General features: G+C 68.4%; 20 protein-coding genes. 18 read left to right on the top strand and 2 right to left on the bottom strand.

Features of this window, described 5'->3' with window-relative positions; translation table 11 throughout:
• Positions 1-43 precede the first annotated feature (43 nt).
• The 9 genes from MLGJGCBP_RS28870 to MLGJGCBP_RS28830 all read left to right on the top strand — a co-directional run bounded on the left by MLGJGCBP_RS28870 (position 44) and on the right by MLGJGCBP_RS28830 (position 10,425).
• The gene (locus tag MLGJGCBP_RS28870; protein WP_236581422.1) at positions 44-1,045 is read left to right on the top strand and encodes an MCE family protein; all 1,002 of its coding nucleotides are present in this window, start codon (positions 44-46) and stop codon (positions 1,043-1,045) included.
• A complete protein-coding gene (locus MLGJGCBP_RS28865; protein WP_160099819.1) occupies positions 1,042-2,061 on the top strand; it encodes an MCE family protein in 1,020 nt (339 codons plus the stop codon). The genes MLGJGCBP_RS28870 and MLGJGCBP_RS28865 overlap by 4 nt, the downstream gene beginning before the upstream one ends.
• Positions 2,058-3,098, top strand: coding sequence for an MCE family protein (locus MLGJGCBP_RS28860; protein ID WP_160099817.1), 1,041 nt, complete (start codon positions 2,058-2,060; stop codon positions 3,096-3,098). Before MLGJGCBP_RS28865 ends, MLGJGCBP_RS28860 begins: the two co-directional genes overlap by 4 nt.
• Positions 3,095-4,186 (top strand): MCE family protein, encoded by a 1,092-nt coding sequence (locus MLGJGCBP_RS28855; protein ID WP_236581420.1) that lies wholly within the window; start codon positions 3,095-3,097, stop codon positions 4,184-4,186. The genes MLGJGCBP_RS28860 and MLGJGCBP_RS28855 overlap by 4 nt, the downstream gene beginning before the upstream one ends.
• On the top strand, positions 4,183-5,232 hold the full coding sequence (locus MLGJGCBP_RS28850) for an MCE family protein (RefSeq protein ID WP_160099813.1): 1,050 nt from the start codon (positions 4,183-4,185) through the stop codon (positions 5,230-5,232). The genes MLGJGCBP_RS28855 and MLGJGCBP_RS28850 overlap by 4 nt, the downstream gene beginning before the upstream one ends.
• Positions 5,229-6,404 (top strand): MlaD family protein, encoded by a 1,176-nt coding sequence (locus tag MLGJGCBP_RS28845; RefSeq protein WP_160099811.1) that lies wholly within the window; start codon positions 5,229-5,231, stop codon positions 6,402-6,404. Before MLGJGCBP_RS28850 ends, MLGJGCBP_RS28845 begins: the two co-directional genes overlap by 4 nt.
• A 216-nt stretch (positions 6,405-6,620) precedes the next feature.
• Complete coding sequence (locus tag MLGJGCBP_RS28840) at positions 6,621-7,166, top strand: hypothetical protein (RefSeq protein ID WP_087558499.1); 546 nt, start codon at positions 6,621-6,623, stop codon at positions 7,164-7,166.
• Between the two features lie 119 nt (positions 7,167-7,285).
• Positions 7,286-8,626: an MFS transporter gene (locus MLGJGCBP_RS28835; protein WP_442972130.1), complete on the top strand. Its 1,341-nt coding sequence runs from the start codon at positions 7,286-7,288 to the stop codon at positions 8,624-8,626.
• 161 nt (positions 8,627-8,787) lie between these two features.
• On the top strand, positions 8,788-10,425 hold the full coding sequence (locus MLGJGCBP_RS28830) for an AMP-binding protein (RefSeq protein ID WP_160099809.1): 1,638 nt from the start codon (positions 8,788-8,790) through the stop codon (positions 10,423-10,425).
• Positions 10,426-10,460: 35 nt separating this feature from the next.
• Here MLGJGCBP_RS28830 and MLGJGCBP_RS28825 read toward each other — a convergent pair whose 3' ends face one another.
• The gene (locus MLGJGCBP_RS28825) at positions 10,461-11,039 is read right to left on the bottom strand and encodes a GlcG/HbpS family heme-binding protein (protein WP_160099807.1); all 579 of its coding nucleotides are present in this window, start codon (positions 11,037-11,039) and stop codon (positions 10,461-10,463) included.
• Positions 11,040-11,203: 164 nt separating this feature from the next.
• On the opposite strand from MLGJGCBP_RS28825, the gene MLGJGCBP_RS28820 reads away from it, so the two are divergent.
• From MLGJGCBP_RS28820 to MLGJGCBP_RS28810, 3 genes are all read left to right on the top strand, one after another.
• The gene (locus MLGJGCBP_RS28820; RefSeq protein WP_160099805.1) at positions 11,204-12,406 is read left to right on the top strand and encodes a sensor histidine kinase; all 1,203 of its coding nucleotides are present in this window, start codon (positions 11,204-11,206) and stop codon (positions 12,404-12,406) included.
• Entirely contained in the window at positions 12,403-13,029 is a 627-nt protein-coding gene (locus tag MLGJGCBP_RS28815) for a response regulator (protein ID WP_087558496.1), read from the top strand. The genes MLGJGCBP_RS28820 and MLGJGCBP_RS28815 overlap by 4 nt, the downstream gene beginning before the upstream one ends.
• 148 nt (positions 13,030-13,177) lie before the next feature.
• A complete protein-coding gene (locus MLGJGCBP_RS28810) occupies positions 13,178-13,447 on the top strand; it encodes a GlsB/YeaQ/YmgE family stress response membrane protein (protein WP_072945630.1) in 270 nt (89 codons plus the stop codon).
• Between the two features lie 49 nt (positions 13,448-13,496).
• On the opposite strand, the gene MLGJGCBP_RS28805 is transcribed toward MLGJGCBP_RS28810, so the two are convergent.
• Positions 13,497-14,114 (bottom strand): SACE_7040 family transcriptional regulator, encoded by a 618-nt coding sequence (locus MLGJGCBP_RS28805; protein ID WP_373414049.1) that lies wholly within the window; start codon positions 14,112-14,114, stop codon positions 13,497-13,499.
• 146 nt (positions 14,115-14,260) lie between these two features.
• On the opposite strand from MLGJGCBP_RS28805, the gene MLGJGCBP_RS28800 reads away from it, so the two are divergent.
• The 6 genes from MLGJGCBP_RS28800 to MLGJGCBP_RS28775 all read left to right on the top strand — a co-directional run.
• Complete coding sequence (locus tag MLGJGCBP_RS28800; RefSeq protein ID WP_160099803.1) at positions 14,261-15,877, top strand: carboxyl transferase domain-containing protein; 1,617 nt, start codon at positions 14,261-14,263, stop codon at positions 15,875-15,877.
• 14 nt (positions 15,878-15,891) lie between these two features.
• Positions 15,892-17,901: an acetyl/propionyl/methylcrotonyl-CoA carboxylase subunit alpha gene (locus MLGJGCBP_RS28795; RefSeq protein ID WP_160099871.1), complete on the top strand. Its 2,010-nt coding sequence runs from the start codon at positions 15,892-15,894 to the stop codon at positions 17,899-17,901.
• Positions 17,898-19,058, top strand: coding sequence for an acyl-CoA dehydrogenase family protein (locus MLGJGCBP_RS28790; RefSeq protein ID WP_160099801.1), 1,161 nt, complete (start codon positions 17,898-17,900; stop codon positions 19,056-19,058). Before MLGJGCBP_RS28795 ends, MLGJGCBP_RS28790 begins: the two co-directional genes overlap by 4 nt.
• Entirely contained in the window at positions 19,055-19,570 is a 516-nt protein-coding gene (locus MLGJGCBP_RS28785) for a MaoC family dehydratase (RefSeq protein WP_160099799.1), read from the top strand. The genes MLGJGCBP_RS28790 and MLGJGCBP_RS28785 overlap by 4 nt, the downstream gene beginning before the upstream one ends.
• Complete coding sequence (locus MLGJGCBP_RS28780) at positions 19,567-20,400, top strand: HpcH/HpaI aldolase/citrate lyase family protein (protein WP_160099797.1); 834 nt, start codon at positions 19,567-19,569, stop codon at positions 20,398-20,400. The genes MLGJGCBP_RS28785 and MLGJGCBP_RS28780 overlap by 4 nt, the downstream gene beginning before the upstream one ends.
• 60 nt (positions 20,401-20,460) lie before the next feature.
• Positions 20,461-21,015 (top strand): acetyl-coenzyme A synthetase N-terminal domain-containing protein (locus tag MLGJGCBP_RS28775; RefSeq protein ID WP_236581430.1); only part of this gene is annotated, 555 nt, incomplete at its 3' end.

Below are 21,015 nucleotides of genomic sequence, written 5' to 3'. Positions count from 1 at the left end.
CCGCCCGGGAGGTCCGGGGAGCGGGTCCCTCGCGGTGCGGGGGGTGATCGGAGTGGCGGTCCTGGCCCTCGGATCGGCGCTGCTGGTCGGTTTCGGCACCGGTGCAATCGTCACCGACCCCGTCGTGACGGCGACGCTTCCGGCGGACGCCGGTGCGGTGAAGGCGCACACCACTGTGTCGTACAAGGGCGCGACCGTCGGCACCGTGTCGAGCGTCGACCCCGGACAGGACGAGACGGGCATGGACATCAGTCTCCGCCCCGAACAGATGCAGCACATCCCGGCGTCCGTCCAGGTGCGGGTGGTGCCGCGCACGTTGTTCGGCGACCAGACCGTCGAGCTGGTGTCCACTGCGGGAACCGGCGGTGCGCGGCTCGAGGCCGGTGCCCGGCTGCAGCCCGACACATCGGCCGAGACCGTCCAGATGTACAACTTGTACTCGAAGGTCTACGACCTGGTGTCCCGGGTGAAGCCCGAGCAGATGCAGGCCGCGCTGAGCTCCGTCGCCGACGCGTTGCGCGGGCGCGGCGAACAATTGGGGCAGACGATCGACAGCCTCCACACGGTGGCGCAGTCGACCGCTCCTCTCGTCGACTCCGTCGCGGAGCGCGCGCCGCAGATCGCTCGGATCAGCGAACAGCTGGCCACGGCCGCACCCGACGTCCTCGCGGCCATGGACGCGGCGGTGTCGCTGTCCAACACTCTCGTCGAGAACACCGGCAGCTTCACCGGTTTCCTCGCCGCCTCCCTCGTCGTGTCGAGGAACTCCGGCGACTTGCTGGAGCAGAACGCGGACAACATGATCGCGGTGGCGCTGAACGTCTCACCGACCCTGGGCACCATCGCCGGCAAGTCCGACCTGCTGCGGGCGACCCTGGACGAGGCGGGCCCGTTCGGTGACGCCGGCGCCGCTGTCTTCTCCACCGGCAAGTTCGCGGTGCGGGTCGCCGCCGACCTGTCCAACCCGCGGCCCTACACCTCGTCCGACTGCCCGCGGTACCCCGGCCTGAACGGACCGAACTGCGGGAGCGGTGGCGGAGGATGAGCGTCCGGAACTCGGCAATCAAACTGGTGGTCTTCGCCGTCTTCGGGATTCTCTCCGCGGTCCTCGTGGTGAATACACTGCGGGTGCCGGTGGAGGGACCGACCGTCGCGTACAAGGCGTTGTTCACCGACGCCCAGGGGGTGACTCCCGGCAGCGACGTCACCATCGCCGGTGTGCGGGTGGGACGCGTGGCTTCGGTCGACATCGTCGACGGCGACGCCGGAAGCGCCACCGCCCTGGTGAACTTCGAGGTGCAGCGCGATCAGGCTCTGCCCGCCGACACGACCGTCGCGATCCGGTACGGCGACCTGCTCGGGATACGGTATCTCGATCTCGCGGCCGGTCCGTCGGGCGACGAGGGCACCCTCGCGGAGGGCGACACGATTCCGCTCGACCGGACGTCGCCCGCACTCGATCTCACCAGTCTCTTCAACGGATTCAAGCCGTTGTTCGACGCGATCGACCCGAAACAGGTCAACGAACTCGCCACCGAGGTCGTCGCCGTGTTCGACGGCCGGAAGACGAGCATGGAAACGCTGCTGCGCAGGGTCGCGGACGTCACCGGCAACCTCGCGAATCACGATCAGCTGATCGGGGATCTCATCACGAACCTCGACGTGGTGGTGGGAACGGCGGCGGCCCGCGGTCCGGAACTGTCCCACCTCGTCGACAGCCTGACCCAGTTCACCGGGATGCTCGCCGAGAACAACGAGGTTCTCGTGGACACCCTCGATCAGAGTGCGGCGGTGAGCCGTTCGGCCCTGCAGATCGTGGACGGGCGGGTCCCGGAACTCGGCCGCACGGTGAACCGACTCGAATCCCTGACGGGGGCAATGGTAGGTGCCGACCCGGAATTCGATCACCTGATGGTGGCCATGCCGCAATTTTTCTCCTCCGTCGACCGCTCGGGTTCCTACGGTTCCTGGCTCAACATCTACCTGTGCACCTTCATCGTCAACGTCGACGGTCGTGAAGGCGCCCTCGGTCCCGACCTGCATTCGAGGTACTGCCAATGAGTGTCACCGCGAAGGCGCGCGACGTCTGGGACGCGCTGGCCGGAAACCAGCGGGTGCGGCCCGTCAATCCGCTGATCGTCGGCATCGTGGGAATCCTCGCCGCGACGCTGGCGCTGGCCCTGGTTCTCGTGATCCCGCGCGTGAGTTTCAGCGTGCGAACCGACGGTTACACCGCCGAACTCGCGAACGCCGCAGGCCTGACGGATTCCGACTACGTGTACGTCGCCGGGGTGCCCGCCGGCCGGGTGACCGCGGTGGACCTGGCAGGCGATCATGTGGTCGTGCATTTCCGGCTCGACGGCGCGCGTCACCTCGGGTCGACGACGTCCGCGGGCGTCAAGCTGTCGACCATCCTCGGCAAGCGGTACCTGGACGTGTCACCGTCGGGACCCGGCGACCTGAGCGACGACGGGGTGATTCCCCTGAGCCGCACCAGTGTTCCGTACTCGCTCGACGACATCGGCTCGTCCGCGATCGAGACGGCGGACGACCTCGACCTCGGTGGACTGCAGAAGATGCTCACCGTCGTGACGGACACGGTGCCGCAGGACGCGACCCTCAACCGGGAGGCACTGTCCGGGGTGAGTGCGGCGTCCGCGATCCTGGCGAAGAACGCGGATCAGGTCACGCAACTGCTCGACAGCTCGCGAACCCTCACCGACGTGCTGGTCGGTCAGCAGGATCAGCTGACCACCCTGCTCGGCAACGCCGACGTCGTGATGACCACGCTCGCCACCCGTCGGGAGGCCATCCACCGGATGGTCGACGATCTCCGGGCCCTGATCGCGCAGGCGTCGCAGTTCCTCGGCGAGAACACCGTCGAACTCGACTCACTGCTCGCGAAGGCGCGGAAGGTGACGGATCGACTCGACGCGAACCTCGCCAACCTCGACGCGCTGCTCACCAAGGGTGCGCCGGCCGCGAGGGCGCTCGTGAACGCGACCGGCAACGGCGACTGGGCTGACGTGTCGGCGCCGTCGGCCGTGATCGCCGACAACCTGCTCTGCGTCGTCGGACTGATCACGGGGTGCTCGTGAGCGCGGGCGCCGCACGCCGGATCGTCGGGATCGGCGGCGTGCTCGCCCTCGTGGCGGCGATCGTCGTGGCCGGGTGGCTGCTGATCGTCCGCACCTCCTCCACCGTGATCCATTCCGAGTTCGCCTACGTCAACGGGGTGTTCCCCGGCACCGAGGTGACCGTGCTCGGCGTACCCGTCGGCACCGTCGAGTCCGTCGAACCGCAAGGCGCGACGGTGACGGTCACGATGTCGATCGCGTCCGACGTCGTGGTGCCCGCCGACGCGAACGCGTACGTGCTGGTGTCCTCCGCGATCGGGGAGCGCTTCGTCGAACTCGGTCCCGCGTACACCGGCGGTCCGGTGCTGGAGAGCGGGCAGACCATTCCTCCCGAACGCAGTCATTCGCCCATCACCTGGGACCAGCTGATGGACAGCGTCGACACCGTCGTCAGGACACTCGGCCCCGACGGCGGCGACGCCGGCGCCGCGATCTCGGCCGCGGCGGCGTCCACGGACGGGCTCGGTCCCGCGATGAACGACGCCATCCGCACACTGTCGCAGGCGAGTTCGGTGATCGCGGGTAACAGCGCGGACGTCGGAGCGCTCGTCGACAACCTCGAGATTCTCGTCAACGCGATCTCGGCGCGTCAGGCGCAGGTCGACTCCCTCGCCGGTTCGCTCACCGCGATCGGAGACGAATTCGCCGGGCAGCAGTTCGCGATCGGCGACACGGTGAACCAGTTGTCCGCGTTGCTCAATCAGATCGACCAACTCGTGTCCGCCCGGGGCGGCGACATCGCCGCAGGCATCGACGATCTGGCGGGAGTGAGTGAAGTGCTGCAGAGACACGACACCGATCTCGCCGAGATCATGGACCTGGTGCCGCTGCTGATCGACAACATCCAGCGCGCGGTCACGCCGGACCAGCGCGCCCGCATCCGGTTGAACATCTCCACCAACCTGGCGCAGGCCGAGCCGACGTCCCCGCTCTGCGCGGTGATGGATCCGATCCTCTGCCGCGGAGCGGGAATCACGAACCCGATTCAGTTTCCGCCCAGCATGTCCGACCCGTTCGGGCTGCGCGAACTCATGGTCGGAGGACGATGACGATCCGCACGAGAACGAAGTCGCTGACGGCGGCGCTGATCGTCGGCGCGACGCTGCCCGCCGCCGGGTGTTCGCTGAGCCTGCAGGAACTGTCGGTGGGCCGCTCACCGGACGGTCCGTCCTACGAGATCACCGCGCAGTTCGACGGCGTCGACCGCGTCGTGCCCGGCGCCGAGGTCCGGGTGGGGCAGGAGGTGGTGGGCCGTGTCTCGGACGTGTCGACCCGGGATTTCACCGCAGAGGTCGAGATGCGGATCCGCGACGACGTCCCGATTCCGCGGGACGCGACGGCACGCATCGAACTGCCCACGGCCCTCGGCAATCCCTTCATCCGACTCGACGTCGCCGACGCGGCGGGCGGACCGATGAGCGAGGGTGACGTGCTCCCGCTGTCGCAGACGTCGCGCGGCCCCGACATCGAGAGCGGACTGGCTGCGCTGGCCACGGTGCTCAACGGCAGCGGCATCGATCAGATACACGCCATCATGAACGAATTGACCGTCGCCTTCACCGGACGCTCCGACAAGATCCGGGAACTGGTGGACATGCTGAACGACACGCTGGGCGTCGTCGACGACCACCGGGACGAACTCGACCGGGCCATGGTGGCGTCCAACGCGTTCGCGGCGGAACTCGCCGCCGGCCAACCGGTCCTCGACCGGGCGATGACCGACCTGGCGCCGGTGGTGGATCTCCTGGTGTCGCAACGAGATCAGATCACCGCGCTGATGGGGGAGGCGTCCAGGCTCAGCCGCGAGGCGGAACGTGTCCTCGGCGGCGCCGGATCCACACTGTCGACCGAGATCAGCGACGCCGGAACCGTGCTCGCCGCTCTCGACGGCTTCGAGTCGGAGCTCGCCCCGACCCTGAACTCGGTGGCGACGTTCCTCGGCGGATTCGCCGCGGCCACACCCGGTGACTACACGACATTCGACGGAACGTTCGACGTCACCGCCGTCATCGCGAAACTGCTCACCGGATCGGCCCCGCTCGAGGTGCCCGAAGCCCGCACGCTGCCCGAGGTACTCGGCGGAGGCGTCCGATGATGACACGCCACGTCGTGGCGCAGCTGGTGCTGTTCCTCGTCATCTCGGTCGCCGCGATCCTCTTCGGGCTGCGGTACGTCACCGGCCCGGACACGTTCGGAGACCCCATTCATCTGACCGCCCGCCTCGACCACGCCGCCGGTCTCGCCCGGGGTGCATCCGTCAACTACCGGGGAGTCGGGGTGGGGAAGATCAGCTTCGTCGACGTGAACGAGGAGGGGACGGGCATCGTCCTCGGCATCGAGCTGCAACCTGGCACACAGGTGTCCGCCGGGTCGACCGCGAAGATCACCACCGAGAACGCGATCGGTATCCAGGCGCTCGACATCATGCCCGACAGCGCGGACCCGCCGTACCTCGCGGACGGCGACCTCATCGACGTGCCGCAGGAGGGGATTCCGCGATCGCTCGACGCGACGCTCGTCCAGACGACGGACCTCGTGAACTCGATGGACGTCACCGCCCTGTCCTCGCTCGCGGACACGTTCGGCACCGCCTTCGGAGGCACGGGACCCGACCTGCAGAACATGCTCGACGGTTCCGCCGAGATCGCCCGGACCCTCGAAACCCGCACCGACGCACTGTCGACCATCGTGAACAAGGGCTTGCCGCTCCTGGACACGGTGGACGGTCTCACCGCCGCCCTGCCGGAATCGGTGAGCACCGCCCGCAGCGTGCTCGAACAGTTGCGTGCCCACGACTCCGCGCTCGTGGACCTGCTCGGACGGTCGCCGCAGACGATGGCGAGCCTCGACGCGCTGCTGTCGGGAAACCGCGACTCCCTGGGCACCCTGATGGCGAATCTGGTCCTCCCGACCGAGATCCTCGGCGACCGGACCCCCTCCCTCGAGTACGGCCTGACCATCATGCCCGGCGCTCTACCGAAGATCGCGTCGATCGAGAAGGGTGGGCTCGCCGACCTGCTCCTCGTCGGAACGCAGGGCCCGATGTGCGTGTACGACGCCCCACGCCGTCTGGTGACCGAGGCGGAACCGACTGAGCCTGCCCTGGACTGGACCTGCCAGTCGCAGCAGTACCTCGAGCAGCGCGGCGCCGTGAACGTCCCACGACCCGACGACCTCGGTCAGGAGAACGCGACCAGTAACGGCGGTGTCTACGGCCCACCCGCGGCAGACGATCCGCTGGTCATCGAACCCCCGCTGACGCGCTAAGGGCGGCTGCGACGCGAGGTCGCCCGGGGTGGTGCGCAACGAGTTGATCGCCTCCCGACGCCGCCGACGATTACTCGTCGGCAGAACTCGGCCCGCTCACACAGGAAACCCGCCGCAGTGGAGACGCTCGAACTGTAGTCGTGTTATCTAAAGGGCGGCAGGTCCGACCGGGCCTGCGGAGAACCGCCCTGGACGGGGTGTGACGAGGAGAGATCTATGGCCTTCGCTGGCAATGTGGACGAGTTGGCCCTGCTGCAGGCGGTCCGGTTGAAAGAGCAGGTCAGCGCGGCGGTACTCGCCGAACATCTCGGTGTGAGCGCCGCGTCCGCGCAGGCCGCGTACGACGCGCTGCTCACCCAGGGCAAGGCGCAGGAAGCCTCCGATGGCCGGATCGCGCTCACCGACGCCGGGCTGGCGGAGCTCGAGGACCAGCTCGACGCCGAGCGCGTGTCCATCGACGAGGACTCGATCGCCGAGGTGTACGAGAGCTTCGTGCCGTTCCACGAGGAGTTCGTCGGACTGATCGACACGGCCGACGCCGATCAGCTGGCCGACCTGGACCGCCGCGCGTCGGTCGTGTTCGACGACCTGTCGGCGTTCGTGCCCCGGTTGTCCCGCTACCAGGACCTGTTCGCCGATGCTCTCGCGAAAGTCGCTGCGGGGGAGACGAAGTGGATCTCGGAACCGGTCATCGACTCGTACGCCACCGTGTGGACCGAGCTGCGCAGGGAACTGATCGGCGCGTCCGGCGCCACCGAATGACGTGAGCCGCGTCACCACCCCCCATTCGGGGGTGGTGACGCAGTGAGCCGGATCACTACTTTTCCTCTCATCCGGGATACGCCCACCAGGGCGTTGCCCACGGACCACGGAGGAATCGAGTGACCACAGTCTCCAACTCGGGTGCGGGCGCCCCCCACGCCCCGACACCGGTGCGACAGGGCGGTACCAGCGTCCGCAAGGTGGCCATTGCCAGTGGCATCGGCACGACCACCGAGTTCTACGACTTCTTCATCTACGGCACCGCCGCAGCCCTGGTGTTCCCCACGGTGTTCTTTCCCGCCCTCGGTTCCACCGCGGGCACCGTCGCCTCCTTCGCGACGTTCGCCGTGGCCTTCGTCGCCAGGCCGGTGGGTGCGATGCTGTTCGGCCACTACGGCGACCGGATCGGGCGGAAGAAGACCCTGATCTCCACGCTCATCCTGATGGGCGTCTCGACCTTCCTCATCGGCCTGCTGCCCGGCGCCGCGACCATCGGCGTCGCGGCCCCGATCCTGTTGGTGCTGCTGCGTTTCGGGCAGGGTTTCGCGGTCGGCGGCGAGTGGGCGGGCGCCACGCTGCTGACGGCGGAGTACGCACCGCCGGGCAAGCGCGGCCTGTACGCGATGTTCCCGCAACTCGGGCCCGCGGTCGCCTTCATCCTCTCCAGCACCACGTTCCTCGTCACCGGCAGCCTGCTCGGCGACACCAACGAGGTCTTCCTCGACTACGGGTGGCGGATTCCGTTCCTGTTCAGTGCCGTACTCGTCGGAATCGGTCTCTACATGCGGTTGGCGATCGAGGAGACGCCGGTGTTCCGCGCCGCTCAGCAGGCCGACCGCGCCGACGCGGCCCCGCGCACCCTCCCGCTGATGGACGCCTGGCGATTCCAGACCAAGGAGATCCTCCTCTCGGCCGGTGCGCTGGCCACCCTGTTCGCGTTCTTCTACATGGGCACGGCGTTTCTCACCAGCTACGGCACCAAGACCCTCGGGTTCAGCCGCCCGTTCGTGCTGACGGTCGGGATCGCCTCGGCGGTGGTCTTCGGATTCACCATCGTCGTGTCCGCGCTGTACTCGGACCGGATCGGACGTCGACGGGTCATCATGATCTCCTGCGGGCTGGCCGTCGTGTGGGCGCTCGTGCTGTTCCCGCTGCTCGACACCGGTTCGCCCGTCGCGTTCACGATCGGCGTGATGGTCACGCTCGCCATCTTCGGAATCGCATACGGTCCCTGCGGCGCGCTGCTCCCGGAGATGTTCCAGACGCGGTACCGGTACACCGGCGCGGGCCTCGGCTACAACCTCGCCGGCGTGCTCGGCGGGGCGGTACCGCCGCTGATCGCAGCGCCCCTGGCGTCCGCGTACGGCAGCGCCGCGATCGGCGTGCTGCTCGCCGTCCTCGGCGTGGTGAGCCTGCTGTGCACCAAGGCCCTGGTGGAAACGAAAGACGACGCGCTCTGACGTCGCAGGCGAGGGGTGTCCGGACTTCGCACAGTTACCGGCACCCCTCGCCGTGCAGTATGCCCTGGATCACAACAACCAAGAGTAAGTTCGACCGCGGAAGGGCCTTCCGGTCTGCCCGTCCCGTAGGCGCCCGAACGGGCTCCTGGAGAGGAAGAGTGATGACAACCCCGCTTCCCAGTTACACCCACGGCGTGTGGGACGCCCCCATGCTCGGCGACACCATCGGAGACAACTTCGACCGGACCGTCGCGGCCCACGCCGATCGTGACGCCCTGGTCGACCGGCCGTCGGGGCGGCGGTGGACGTACGCCGAACTGAAGCGGGACGTCGACGCCGTGGCGGCGGGGTTGCTGAAGCGGGGCATCGCGAAGGGCGACCGGGTCGGGATCTGGGCGCCGAACTGCCCGGAGTGGACGCTGATCCAGTACGCGACCGCGAAGATCGGCGCGATCCTCGTCAACATCAACCCCGCGTACCGGGCGCACGAATTGAAGTACGTGCTCGACCAGGCCGGTATCCGGCTGCTGGTGTCGGCTCCGCAGTTCAAGTCGTCCGACTACGCGGCGATGATCGAGGAGGTCCGCCCCGAATGCGGCGACCTCGAGATGGTCGTGCTGCTCGGGAGTGCCGAGTGGAGCAGGCTGGCGGCGGACGGCACGGCCGCGCACGCCGCGGACCCGGCCCGGCTGCCCGCGGCGCAGGCCGCCCTGTCTCCCGACGACCCGATCAACATCCAATACACTTCGGGGACAACCGGGTTCCCGAAGGGCGCGACGCTCAGCCACCACAACATCCTCAACAACGGGTACTTCGTCGGCGAACTGTGCCACTACACCGAGAACGACCGCGTCTGCATCCCGGTGCCGTTCTACCACTGCTTCGGCATGGTCATGGGCAACCTCGCGTGCACGAGTCACGGTGCCACCATGGTGATTCCGGGTCCCTCGTTCGACCCGAGGGCGACGCTGCAGGCCGTCGAGGCGGAGAAGTGCACGTCGCTGTACGGGGTGCCGACGATGTTCATCGCCGAACTCGCCGACCACGACTTCGAGTCCTTCGACCTGTCCAGTCTGCGGACCGGGATCATGGCCGGATCGCCCTGCCCGGTCGAGGTGATGAAGCACGTCATCGAACTGATGGGGATGGCCGAGGTCTCCATTTGCTACGGCATGACCGAGACGTCGCCGGTGTCGCTGCAGACGCGGTCCGACGACACCATCGACCAGAAGGTGTCGACCGTCGGCCGGGTCGGCCCGCACCTGGAGGTCAAGATCGTGGATCCGGCAACAGGATTGACCGTTCCGCGGGGTGAGCCGGGGGAGCTGTGCACCCGCGGCTACTCGGTGATGCTCGGGTACTGGAACAATCCGGAGAAGACCGCGGAAGCGATCGACGCCGGACGGTGGATGCACACCGGCGACATCGGTGTGATGGATTCCGACGGGTACGTCGCGATCACCGGGCGGATCAAGGACATGGTGATCCGCGGCGGCGAGAACGTCTACCCCCGGGAGATCGAGGAGTTCCTGTACACCCATCCCGACGTCCTCGACGCCCAGGTGATCGGCGTCCCGGACGCGAAGTACGGCGAGGAACTGATGGTGTGGGTGCGGATGAAGGAAGGCACCGAACCCCTGGACGCGGCGAAGGTGCGCGAATTCTGCGCCGGCAAACTCGCCCACTACAAGATCCCGAAGTACGTGCACGTCGTCGACGAGTTCCCGATGACCGTGACGGGTAAGGTGCGCAAGGTCGAGATGCGCGAGCAGTCCCTCGACCTCATCGGGCGCACCTGACCCGCCCCTGTCACCCGGTCCGCAGCAGCGGTTCTTCAACCCAGGTTGCCGGCGATCGCGTCGAGACCGGCCGCCGCGCAGGCCTGATCCCGCATGCCGTCGGGGGCGCCGCCGACGCCGATGCCGGCGATCGACCCGCTGGCGGATTTCACACTCACGCCGCCCGCGAGGAACAACGTGCCGGGAAGGTCGGCGACCGTCGCGCCGTCACCCTTGGCGCGGTCACTCAGGTCGCTGGTGTTCGCGCCGAACGCGGTGGCGGTGTACGCCTTCTGCCGGGCCGCCTCCACGGTGTGCTGCGCGGCGTTGTCCCCCCGCAGCATGGCCTGCACGTTGCCGTTGCGGTCGACCACCGACACGGTGACGAAGCCGAGCCCGTCGGCCTGGCACTTTGCGAGCGCCGCCTGCGCGGCGGTCTGCGCGGCCCCGACACCGAGACGGTTCTGGCTGACCAGGCCGTCCGCGCCGTCGACCGGGGCGGGTGCGGTCGCGACCGGAGTGATCGCCGCCGTCGCGTCGTCCGTCGTGGACGATCCGCACGCCGCGGTCGCGACGATCGCGGCCAGCGGGACGATGATCGCCAGAATGCGGGGGAGGCGGTGGAAGGTGCGCATCGGAGGGCCTTTCGGGGAAGTGACGAGGTGACGTGACCAGCCTGGCTCGCAGGCACCGGTCACCGCATCGGGCCGACGGTGCTCCCGGACTCATCCGTCCGGCGCCGGCAGATCATCCGAACGGTGGATCCGCGACCTTCCGCACGTCCGTAGGATCCACAGACGTGACTGGACCCGTGGACGGAGTGGACAGGTCGGCCGGCGAGAGTCTGCGAGGCCCGCTCGGCACGGCCATCCACGTCTCCTTCTACGTTCTCCTCGCGACGTCGACGGCGCGATATCTCACTTACCACGGTGTCAGCGGTCAGTTCGTCGTCGTGGTCGCGTTGATCGCTGGGCTCGCCGCGCTGTACACGTCGACCGTGGTGGTGGCGCGACGGGACGGTGCGTGGGAACCGTGGGTGTGGCCGGTCCTGACGACATGGGCGGTACTCGTCTGGCTCGCGCCGAGTTTCGCCTGGTGCGCGTTTCCCATGTTCTTCCTGTGCACGAGGGCCTACCCGAGCCGTATCGCATATCCCGTCGTCGGTGTTCTCGCCGTCCTCACGTCGCTGGCGTTCTTCACGTTCTCCGGGCGCACCGAGTGGGCGGTGCTGGTGGGACCGCTGTGCACCGGGGCACTGATCGTCATGGCGTACGGCCAGATCGAGCGGGACGGGCGGGAGCGGGTGCGGCTGCTCCGTCAGGTCGCGGAGACGCGGTCCCGGCTCGCGGAGACCGAGCGGGAGGCGGGCGTCCTCGCCGAACGCGAACGACTGGCTCGCGAGATCCACGACACCGTGACGCAGGGACTGACGAGCAGCCTCCTCCGGCTCGAGGCGGCCGAGCAGATCTGGGCGCAGGCCGATCCGCGGGCGGAGGCACGGGCCCGCGAGGACGTCCGTGTGGCGACCGGAACGCTGCGCGAGAACCTGGCGGAAACCCGCAGTCTCGTGCACCATCTCGCGCCGCCCAACCTGGAATCCCAGCCGATCGACGCGGCACTGCTCGCCGCCGCCCGTTCCCATCACCCGCGGGCGGAACTCCGGATCGTGGGCACTCCGATCGCGATACCGGCGGAGGTGGCGCACGCGCTGCTGCGGATCACCCAGAGCGCGGTCTCCAACATCACCCGGCACGCACGGGCCGAGACCGTCGGTGTCACCCTGACGTATCTTCCGGACGCCGTCGCACTCGACATCTACGACGACGGCGCCGGTTTCGACCCCGCACCCGCCGGACCTCCCTCGGACCGCGGCGGGTACGGCCTGCGTGCGATGCGCAGTCGCGTCGAGCAACTGGGCGGCACGTTCACCGTCGAGAGCGCACCGGGCGAGGGCACCGTGGTGGCCGCGCAGATACCGTGCGCGAGAGGAGCCTCGACATGACGACCGTGACCGTGTTGCTGGTCGACGATCACGCGGTCGTGCGCGCGGGACTGCGGGCGCTGCTCGACTCGCAGCCCGACATCGAGGTCATCGCCGAGGCGGGCACGGGGGAGGAGGCGGTCGACGCCGTGATCACCCACCGTCCGCGGCTCGTGACGATGGATCTGGCCCTCGGGTCCGGCATCGACGGGGTGGAGGCCATCCGCCGGATCCGGCAGGTCGACCGGGACCTGCCGGTGCTGGTGTTCACGACGTACGACACGGACGCCGACGTCGTCCGCGCCATCGACGCCGGTGCCATCGGATACCTTCTGAAGGATTCGACGCCCCAGGAGATCTTCGCTGCCGTCCGCGGTGCGGCGGCCGGCCAGAGTGTGCTGTCGCCGCCCGTCGCGTCGCGACTGCTGCAGCAGATGCAGCGCCCCGAGGAGGCTCTCACGCCGCGGGAGGCCGAATTGCTGACCCTGCTGGCCAAGGGGATGACCAACAAGGAACTCGGCAAGGCCCTGTTCATCAGCGAGGCGACGGTCAAGACACACCTCGCCCACATCTACTCGAAGCTCGGCGTCGACACCCGGGCCGCAGCCGTGTCCGTCGCGCTGCGGCGGCAGGGCATCCGCTGAACCGGGGGGATTCACGGTGGTCCACCGCGTGAACCTTTTGGCAACGATTTGCCGAAGCCCTGTCGAACAGCTGTCCAGGTGGTTATGTTCGAAATGAGCGGTGACCTTCCGCTCGCACCATGAATTGCGTGTTGAGAGGACAAGGGCCATGGTCGGCAACATCATCGGCACCATCATCTTCGGTGCGGTCATCGGCGTTCTGGCGCGTCTCGTGATTCCGGGAAAGCAGGCGATGGGGTGGGTTATCACCGTCGTCCTCGGCATCATCGGCGCGCTGATCGGGTACTGGGTGTGGGAGGGGCTCCTCGGCAAGGGAAACACCGGAGGGATCGACTGGATCCGGTGGATCATCAGCATCGCCGCTGCGGCCGTGCTGTCGCTGGGGTACACCGCGATGACGAGTAAGAACAGGGTGTAACCACCCGGGAGTGCCTTGCGGCCCGTGAGTACTTAGTAACCGCCCGCGGTTAAGAAGTACTCACGGGCCGCAGGCATGAGAACGTCATGTCGCGCAGCACTTTCCGGGTGCGCGACGGGGTGGTGGGGTCGGCGCTGTGCGGGGTCGAGTTGATGAGCCCGAACGTGGCGTGCGCCTTGGTGCGGGCATCCGTCTCGTCCAGTGCCGGATCCACCTGCAGAAGCACCTTCACCCAGATCTCCACGTAACGCCGCTGCTTCTGCCGGACCTCCCGGCGCGCGTCGGCGGGCAGGCTCTCCAGGTCTCGGTCCTGGATGCGAATGAGGTCGGGTTCCCCCAGTGCGAAGTCGAGGTGGAAGTCGACCAGACCTTCCAGCGCCGCGTCCGGGGACGTTGCCTCCGCGGCGACGAGCGACCCGCCTTCGAACAGTCGCGTGCTGATCCCGACGAGCAGTTCGACGAGGACGGCGTCCTTGTTGGGGAAGTGCCGGTACACGGCGGGACCGCTGATTCCCGCCGCGGAACCGAGGTCCTCGAGGCGGACTCCGAGGAAGCCCCGTTCGGCGATGAGGCGGGCGGCGGCGTCGAGCAGTTGGCGGCGGCGGTCCGCCTTCATCTGCTCGCGGCGCGTGATCGGGGCCCCGGCGCCGTCGCTGGTCGGGGTCATCGCTTCGGTGCCGTCGACGTCTGTAGTCATCGCCTTGCTCTTTTCCGCGGTGTGGTCTGGACAACTCAGTTAATCACAGTTATCTTAGTTTCAGTTATCGAGCATTAACTCACTAGGCACGGGCGTCAAGAAAAGAAGGCGGCAGGATGACACTGGGCGGAACAACTGCACGGGAGGTCTACCGGGCAGAGCACACGAAGTTGGTCGACGAGTTGAAGTCGCGGCTGGCCGTGGCCGCGCTCGGCGGCAGCGAGAAGTCGCGCGAGCGGCACGTGAGCCGAGGCAAGCTGCTGCCCCGTGATCGGGTGGACACGCTGCTCGACCCCGGCAGCCCGTTCCTCGAGATCTCGCCGCTCGCGGCGAACGGTCTGTACGACGACGAAAGCCCCGGCGCGGGTGTCATCGCCGGCATCGGCCGGGTGTCCGGACGCGAATGCGTGATCGTCGCCAACGACGCGACCGTCAAGGGCGGCACCTATTACCCGATGACGGTGAAGAAGCACCTGCGGGCGCAGGAGATCGCGCTGCAGAACCAGCTTCCGTGCATCTACCTCGTCGACTCCGGCGGAGCGTTCCTCCCCAGGCAGGACGAGGTGTTCCCCGACCGCGAGCACTTCGGGCGCATCTTCTACAACCAGGCGACGATGAGCGCGCAGGGCATCCCGCAGATCGCGGCGGTCCTCGGCTCTTGCACCGCGGGCGGCGCCTACGTGCCCGCCATGAGCGACGAGGCCGTCATCGTCCGCAACCAGGGCACCATCTTCCTGGGCGGCCCGCCGCTGGTGAAGGCGGCCACCGGTGAGGTCGTGACCGCCGAGGAACTCGGCGGCGGAGATCTGCACTCCAAGGTCTCGGGTGTCACCGACCACCTCGCGGAAGACGACCAGGACGCGCTGCGGATCGTGCGGAACATCGTCGCGACCTTCGGTCCGCGCACCGAACGTCCGTGGGACGTGATCTCCGCAGTCCCCGCGACGGCGCAGCAGACCGACCTCTACGACGTGGTCCCCACCGACCCGCGCACCCCCTACGACGTCCACGAGGTCATCGACCGCATCGTCGACGGTGTCGATGGATCCGGCTCCGCCGGTGGGGGCGCATTCCAGGAGTTCAAGGCCGAGTACGGCAAGACCCTGGTCACCGGTTTCGCGCACATCGAGGGCCACCCGGTCGGCATCGTCGCCAACAACGGTGTGCTGTTCGCCGAGTCCGCGATGAAGGGCGCGCATTTCATCGAACTGTGCGACAAGCGCAAGATTCCGCTGTTGTTCCTGCAGAACATCGCCGGCTTCATGGTCGGTCGCGATTACGAGGCGGGCGGCATCGCCAAGCACGGCGCGAAGATGGTCACCGCGGTGGCGTGTGCGCGGGTGCCGAAGCTGACCGTCGTGATCGGCGGCTCCTACGGGGCGGGAAACTACTCGATGTGCGGGCGGGCGTACTCGCCGCGGTTCCTGTGGATGTGGCCGAACGCGCGGATCTCCGTGATGGGCGGGGAGCAGGCGGCGTCGGTGCTGTCGACGGTGCGCAGCGAGCAACTCGACAGCGCGGGCAACCCGTGGTCGGCCGACGACGAGGAGGCGTTCAAGGCGCCGATCCGCGAGCAGTACGAGGCGCAGGGCAACCCGTACTACTCGACGGCCAGGCTGTGGGACGACGGCATCATCGACCCCGCCGATACCAGAACTGTTCTCGGACTGGCGCTCTCGGTGTGTGCGAACGCACCGGTCGAGCCGGTCTCCTACGGCGTTTTCCGGATGTGAGTGGAATGACTGAAATGACTCGGATAGATACCGTCCTGGTGGCCAACCGCGGCGAGATCGCGGTGCGCGTGATCCGCACGCTGCGGGCCATGGGAATCCGCTCCGTCGCCGTCTTCAGCGAGGCGGATCGGGACGCCCGGCACGTCCGCGAGGCCGACACCGCGGTCCTGCTCGGCCCGGCCGCGGCCCGGGAGAGTTACCTCGTCATCGAGAAGGTGATCGCGGCGGCGCAGGCGACCGGTGCGCAGGGGATCCATCCCGGTTACGGGTTCCTGTCGGAGAACTCCAAGTTCGCCGGCGCGTGCGCCGATGCGGGGATCGCGTTCCTCGGCCCGTCCGCGCACGCCATCGAGGTGATGGGCGACAAGATCACCGCGAAGAACGCGGTGGCGAAGTTCGACGTGCCGGTCGTTCCCGGCATCGCCCGGCCCGGCCTGTCCGACGACGAACTGATCGCGGCCGCGGGCGATATCGGATACCCGGTGCTCGTCAAGCCCTCGGCTGGTGGCGGCGGCAAGGGCATGCGCCTGGTGGAGGAGCCGGGCGCACTGGCCGAGGCGCTGCGCAGCGCGCGGCGTGAAGCGGCGTCGGCGTTCGGCGACGACACGCTCTTCCTCGAGCGGTTCGTGCTGCGCCCCCGGCACATCGAGGTGCAGATCCTCGCGGACGGACACGGGAACGTGGTCCATCTCGGTGAGCGCGAATGCAGTCTGCAGCGCCGCCACCAGAAGGTCATCGAGGAGGCGCCGTCGCCGCTGCTGGACGAGGCGACGCGCGCCCGGATCGGCGAGGCCGCCTGCAACACGGCGCGCAGCGTCGACTACTCCGGTGCGGGAACCGTCGAGTTCATCGTCTCCGCCGACAAGCCCGACGAGTTCTTCTTCATGGAGATGAACACCCGTTTGCAGGTCGAGCACCCGGTCACCGAACTCGTCACGGGCCTCGACCTCGTCGAGTGGCAGGTGCGGGTCGCCGCCGGTGAGCCACTCGGGTTCACCCAGGACGACGTCACCCTCACCGGGCACGCCATCGAAGCCCGCGTCTACGCCGAGGACCCCAGTCGCGGCTTCCTCCCCACCGGCGGACTCGTCGCCGACGTCGTCGAACCCGCAGGCCCCGGTGTCCGGGTCGATTCCGGGCTGCAGCCCGGCACGGTCGTGGGCAGCGATTACGACCCGATGCTGGCGAAGGTCATCGCCCACGCCGACGACCGCGCCGGCGCGCTGCGGAAACTGGACCGCGCCCTGGCCGGGACCGGTGTGCTGGGAGTGGTCACCAACATCGAGTTCGCGCGCTTCCTGCTCGCCGACCCTGACGTGGTGGCGGGCACCCTCGACACGGGCCTGCTCGACCGGCGGCTCGAGGACTTCGTCGCCGCGGAGGCCACCGATGCCGCCCTGATCGCCGCAGCGGCGTTCCGGTGGTTGCAGCGCTGGCCCGAGCGTGCGCAGGCCGACCCGTGGGACGTTCCGAGCGGCTGGCGGGTCGGCACGCCCGCACCCACCAGCATCCGGTTGTCCTCGCCCACCCGCACCGACCACGTGCGCATCACGGGCAGCCCGTCCGAGGCCACCGCGCAGGTCGAGGACGGCGACACCCTGTCGCTGACGGCGGCGCTCGACGGGTCCACGCTGTCGGTCGTGATCGACGGCAGGCGCGAGACCTACCGGGTCGCCCAGACCGACGGGCACATCTGGCTCGCGGGGTCCGACGGCACGACGATGCTGCGTGAGGTCCGCGAACTCAGTGTCCGCACCGGCGACGTTCACGCGGGCGAGGCGGAGATCACCAGCCCCATGCCCGGATCCGTCATCGCGGTCGGCGCCGAGGCGGGCGACCACGTCACCGCCGGCCAGACACTCGTCGTAGTCGAGGCGATGAAGATGGAGCATGCGCTCACCGCGCCCGTCGACGGCGTCGTCGACGTCCTCGTCGCGCCCGGTGACCAGGTGATGGTCGACCAACTGCTCGCACGAGTCACCCCGCACACCGACACCACCGACACGAAAGAAGACGCGTCATGACTGAATTCCTTGCCACCGGCCAGCTTCCGGACGAGTACCAGCAGTTGGCGAAGACCGTCGCGGACTTCGCCAAGAACGTGGTGGCACCGGTCGCGGCTGAGCACGACGCCAACCACACGTTCCCGTACGAGGTGGTGTCGGGGATGGCCGACATGGGCCTGTTCGGCCTGCCCTTCCCCGAGGAGTACGGCGGAATGGGCGGCGACTACTTCGCCCTCTGCCTGGCACTCGAAGAACTCGGCAAGGTCGACCAGAGCGTCGCGATCACCCTGGAAGCCGGAGTGTCGCTGGGTGCGATGCCGATCTACCGGTTCGGCAACGAGGAGCAGAAGCAGGAGTGGCTGCCGCAGCTGACGAGCGGCAAGAGCCTGGCCGCGTTCGGGCTCACCGAGCCGGGCGCGGGAAGCGACGCCGGCGGCACGAAGACCACCGCGAAGTTCGACAGCGGTGAATGGATCATCAACGGCAACAAGCAGTTCATCACGAACTCCGGAACCGACATCACCAAGCTCGTCACCGTCACCGCGGTGACCGGGACGAAGGACGGCAAGAAGGAGATCTCCACCATCCTCGTGCCGACGTCGACACCCGGCTTCACCGCCGAACCGGCGTACAACAAGGTCGGCTGGAACGCCTCCGACACCCACCCGCTCACGTTCACCGACGTGCGCGTCCCGGAGGAGAACCTGCTCGGCGAGCGCGGTCGCGGGTACGCGAACTTCCTCCGGATCCTCGACGAGGGGCGCATCGCCATCGCCGCCCTCAGCGTCGGCGCCGCCCAGGGATGCGTCGACGAGTCGGTCAAGTACGCCAAGGAACGTGAGGCGTTCGGGCGGCCGATCGGGCACAACCAGGCCATCGCCTTCAAGATCGCCCGCATGGAGGCGCGCGCCCACACCGCGCGCACGGCGTACTACGACGCCGCCGCCCGGATGCTGTCCGGCAAGCCGTTCAAGAAGCAGGCCGCCATCGCCAAGCTCGTCGCCTCCGAGGCCGCGATGGACAACGCCCGGGACGCCACCCAGATCCACGGCGGCTACGGGTTCATGAACGAGTACACCGTGGCGCGGCACTACCGCGACAGCAAGATCCTGGAGATCGGCGAGGGCACCACCGAGGTGCAGTTGATGCTGATCGCGCGGGAGGCGGGACTGTGACCTCCGCGGAGAGCACCACCGACACCGAATCTGCGACGACGGAGCCCAGGCGAATCGTCCAGCGTGGCCTGTGGTTCGAGGAGTTCGAGCTGGGCGCGGTGTACGAGCACCGTCCCGGCCGGACCGTCACCGAGGCCGACAACGTCCTGTTCACGACGCAGACGATGAACACCCAGGCCCTGCACCTGGACGCGGCGTACAGCGAGGGCACCCAGTTCGGCGTGCGACTCGTCAACTCGATGTTCACCCTGTCGACCCTGGTCGGACTGTCGGTGGCGCAGCTGACGCAGGGGACCATCGTCGCGAACCTGGGGTTCTCGGAGATCAGTTTCCCGAAGCCGATGTTCCACGGGGACACGCTGTACGCGGAGACGAAGATCGCGGACAAGCGTGAATCGAAAAGCCGTCCCGGCGAGGGCATCGTCACGCTCGAGCACACCGGCCGCAACCAGAACGGCGACGTGGTGGCCATCGCGGTCCGCAAGACCCTCGTCCAGAAGAAGCCGTCGTGAGCTGGGAACTGCCCGGTCCCGCCTGGTTGTTCTGCCCGGCGGACCGGCCCGAACGGTATGCGAAAGCCGCCGCGGCCGCCGACGTCGTGATCCTCGACCTCGAGGACGGGGTCGCGCCCGGCGATAAGGAAGCGGCCCGGGTCGCCCTCATCGACACCCCGCTCGATCCCGATCGGACCGTCGTGCGGGTCAACCCGGTCGGCACCGAAGACCACGAACGCGACCTGCTGGCGCTCGACGGCACCCGCTACACCCGGCTCATGCTGGCCAAGTGCGAGTCGGCCGACCAGGTGCTGTCGCTGGCTCCGCGCGAGGTGATCGCCCTGGTCGAGTCGCCGCTCGGTGCGCTCGCGGTCACCGAGATCGCGTTGGCGGCGAGCACCATCGGCGTGATGTGGGGGGCCGAGGACCTCGTCGCCGCGATGGGCGGCAACTCCAGCCGCCGCGAGGACGGCAGCTACCGCGACGTCGCCACCCAGGTGCGGTCGTCGACGCTGCTGGCGGCCAAGGGTTATCACCGGCTCGCGCTGGACTCCGTCTACCTCGACATCAAGGACCTGGACGGGTTTCGCGCCGAGGCCCTCGACGCCGTCGCCGTCGGATTCGACGTCAAGGTCGCCATCCACCCGAGTCAGGTCGCGGTGATCCGCGAGGCGTATGCGCCGTCCGACGAGGACGTCGACTGGGCGACGCGGGTTCTCGCCGCCGTCGCCGACCAGCGCGGGGTCTTCGCGTTCGAGGGAAAGATGGTGGACGCGCCGGTCCTGCGTCACGCCGAGGCGATCCTGCGCCGCTCACAGGTCGAGTCGGCAAGGGGCAAGCAGGCCTGAGGCCGGCGGTAGGCGGCGAAAGTGAGCGGAACGGCCGCGCTCTCGGGGAAGATGGTCCCCATGGCTGCCGATCCGCAATGGGTTCCCACCGAAGCCGACGTGCGCGACGCGGTGATCACCGATTTCGCCGCGTTCGTCGCACGGCGCCACAGTGTCACGGTCGACGACTACCGGTCGCTGTGGCGCTGGTCGGTGGCGGCGCCGGGGGAGTTCTGGCAGGACGTGTGGGACTACTTCGAGTTCCGGTCCGCCACCGATCCCGGGCCCGCCCTCGCCGACGCCGCGATGCCGGGCGCCGTCTGGTTTCCGGGGGCGACGCTCAACTACGTCGACCACGTCTTCCGGAACGCCCGGCCCGGCACCCCGGCGATCCTGTACGCGGGTGAGGGATTTCCCGACGTTTCCGTCGGGTGGGACGAGTTGCGTTCTGCGGTGGCGGGTCTCGCCGCGACGCTCCGCGAGCACGGGGTCGGGGTCGGTGATCGCGTGGTCGGCTACCTTCCGAACATCCCCGAGGCGGTCGTCGCGTTCCTCGCCACGGGTGTCTGCGGGAAATGGTCAATCTCCGGGGCGGACGGTCGAGGGTCGATTCGTCCGGCACGCCGAAGTGTTGAG

This window comes from Rhodococcus sp. T7, assembly GCF_009872365.1.
GTDB lineage: Bacteria > Actinomycetota > Actinomycetes > Mycobacteriales > Mycobacteriaceae > Rhodococcus_F.
The sequence above is the reverse complement of the archived record's forward strand: the minus strand, read 5'-3'. Positions and strand labels throughout refer to the sequence as shown.

Bases quoted from the DNA above. Each gene is read 5' to 3' on its own strand.
- MLGJGCBP_RS28840 (WP_087558499.1), top strand. From the start codon at position 6,621: ATGGCCTTCGCTGGCAATGTGGACGAGTTGGCCCTGCTGCAGGCGGTC.
- MLGJGCBP_RS28830 (WP_160099809.1), top strand. From the start codon at position 8,788: ATGACAACCCCGCTTCCCAGTTACACCCACGGCGTGTGGGACGCCCCC.
- MLGJGCBP_RS28795 (WP_160099871.1), top strand. From the start codon at position 15,892: ATGACTCGGATAGATACCGTCCTGGTGGCCAACCGCGGCGAGATCGCG.
- MLGJGCBP_RS28800 (WP_160099803.1), top strand. From the start codon at position 14,261: ATGACACTGGGCGGAACAACTGCACGGGAGGTCTACCGGGCAGAGCAC.
- MLGJGCBP_RS28860 (WP_160099817.1), top strand. From the start codon at position 2,058: ATGAGTGTCACCGCGAAGGCGCGCGACGTCTGGGACGCGCTGGCCGGA.
- MLGJGCBP_RS28790 (WP_160099801.1), top strand. From the start codon at position 17,898: ATGACTGAATTCCTTGCCACCGGCCAGCTTCCGGACGAGTACCAGCAG.
- MLGJGCBP_RS28865 (WP_160099819.1), top strand. From the start codon at position 1,042: ATGAGCGTCCGGAACTCGGCAATCAAACTGGTGGTCTTCGCCGTCTTC.
- MLGJGCBP_RS28850 (WP_160099813.1), top strand. From the start codon at position 4,183: ATGACGATCCGCACGAGAACGAAGTCGCTGACGGCGGCGCTGATCGTC.
- MLGJGCBP_RS28825 (WP_160099807.1), bottom strand. From the start codon at position 11,039: ATGCGCACCTTCCACCGCCTCCCCCGCATTCTGGCGATCATCGTCCCG.
- MLGJGCBP_RS28845 (WP_160099811.1), top strand. From the start codon at position 5,229: ATGATGACACGCCACGTCGTGGCGCAGCTGGTGCTGTTCCTCGTCATC.
- MLGJGCBP_RS28810 (WP_072945630.1), top strand. From the start codon at position 13,178: ATGGTCGGCAACATCATCGGCACCATCATCTTCGGTGCGGTCATCGGC.
- MLGJGCBP_RS28805 (WP_373414049.1), bottom strand. From the start codon at position 14,114: ATGACCCCGACCAGCGACGGCGCCGGGGCCCCGATCACGCGCCGCGAG.
- MLGJGCBP_RS28815 (WP_087558496.1), top strand. From the start codon at position 12,403: ATGACGACCGTGACCGTGTTGCTGGTCGACGATCACGCGGTCGTGCGC.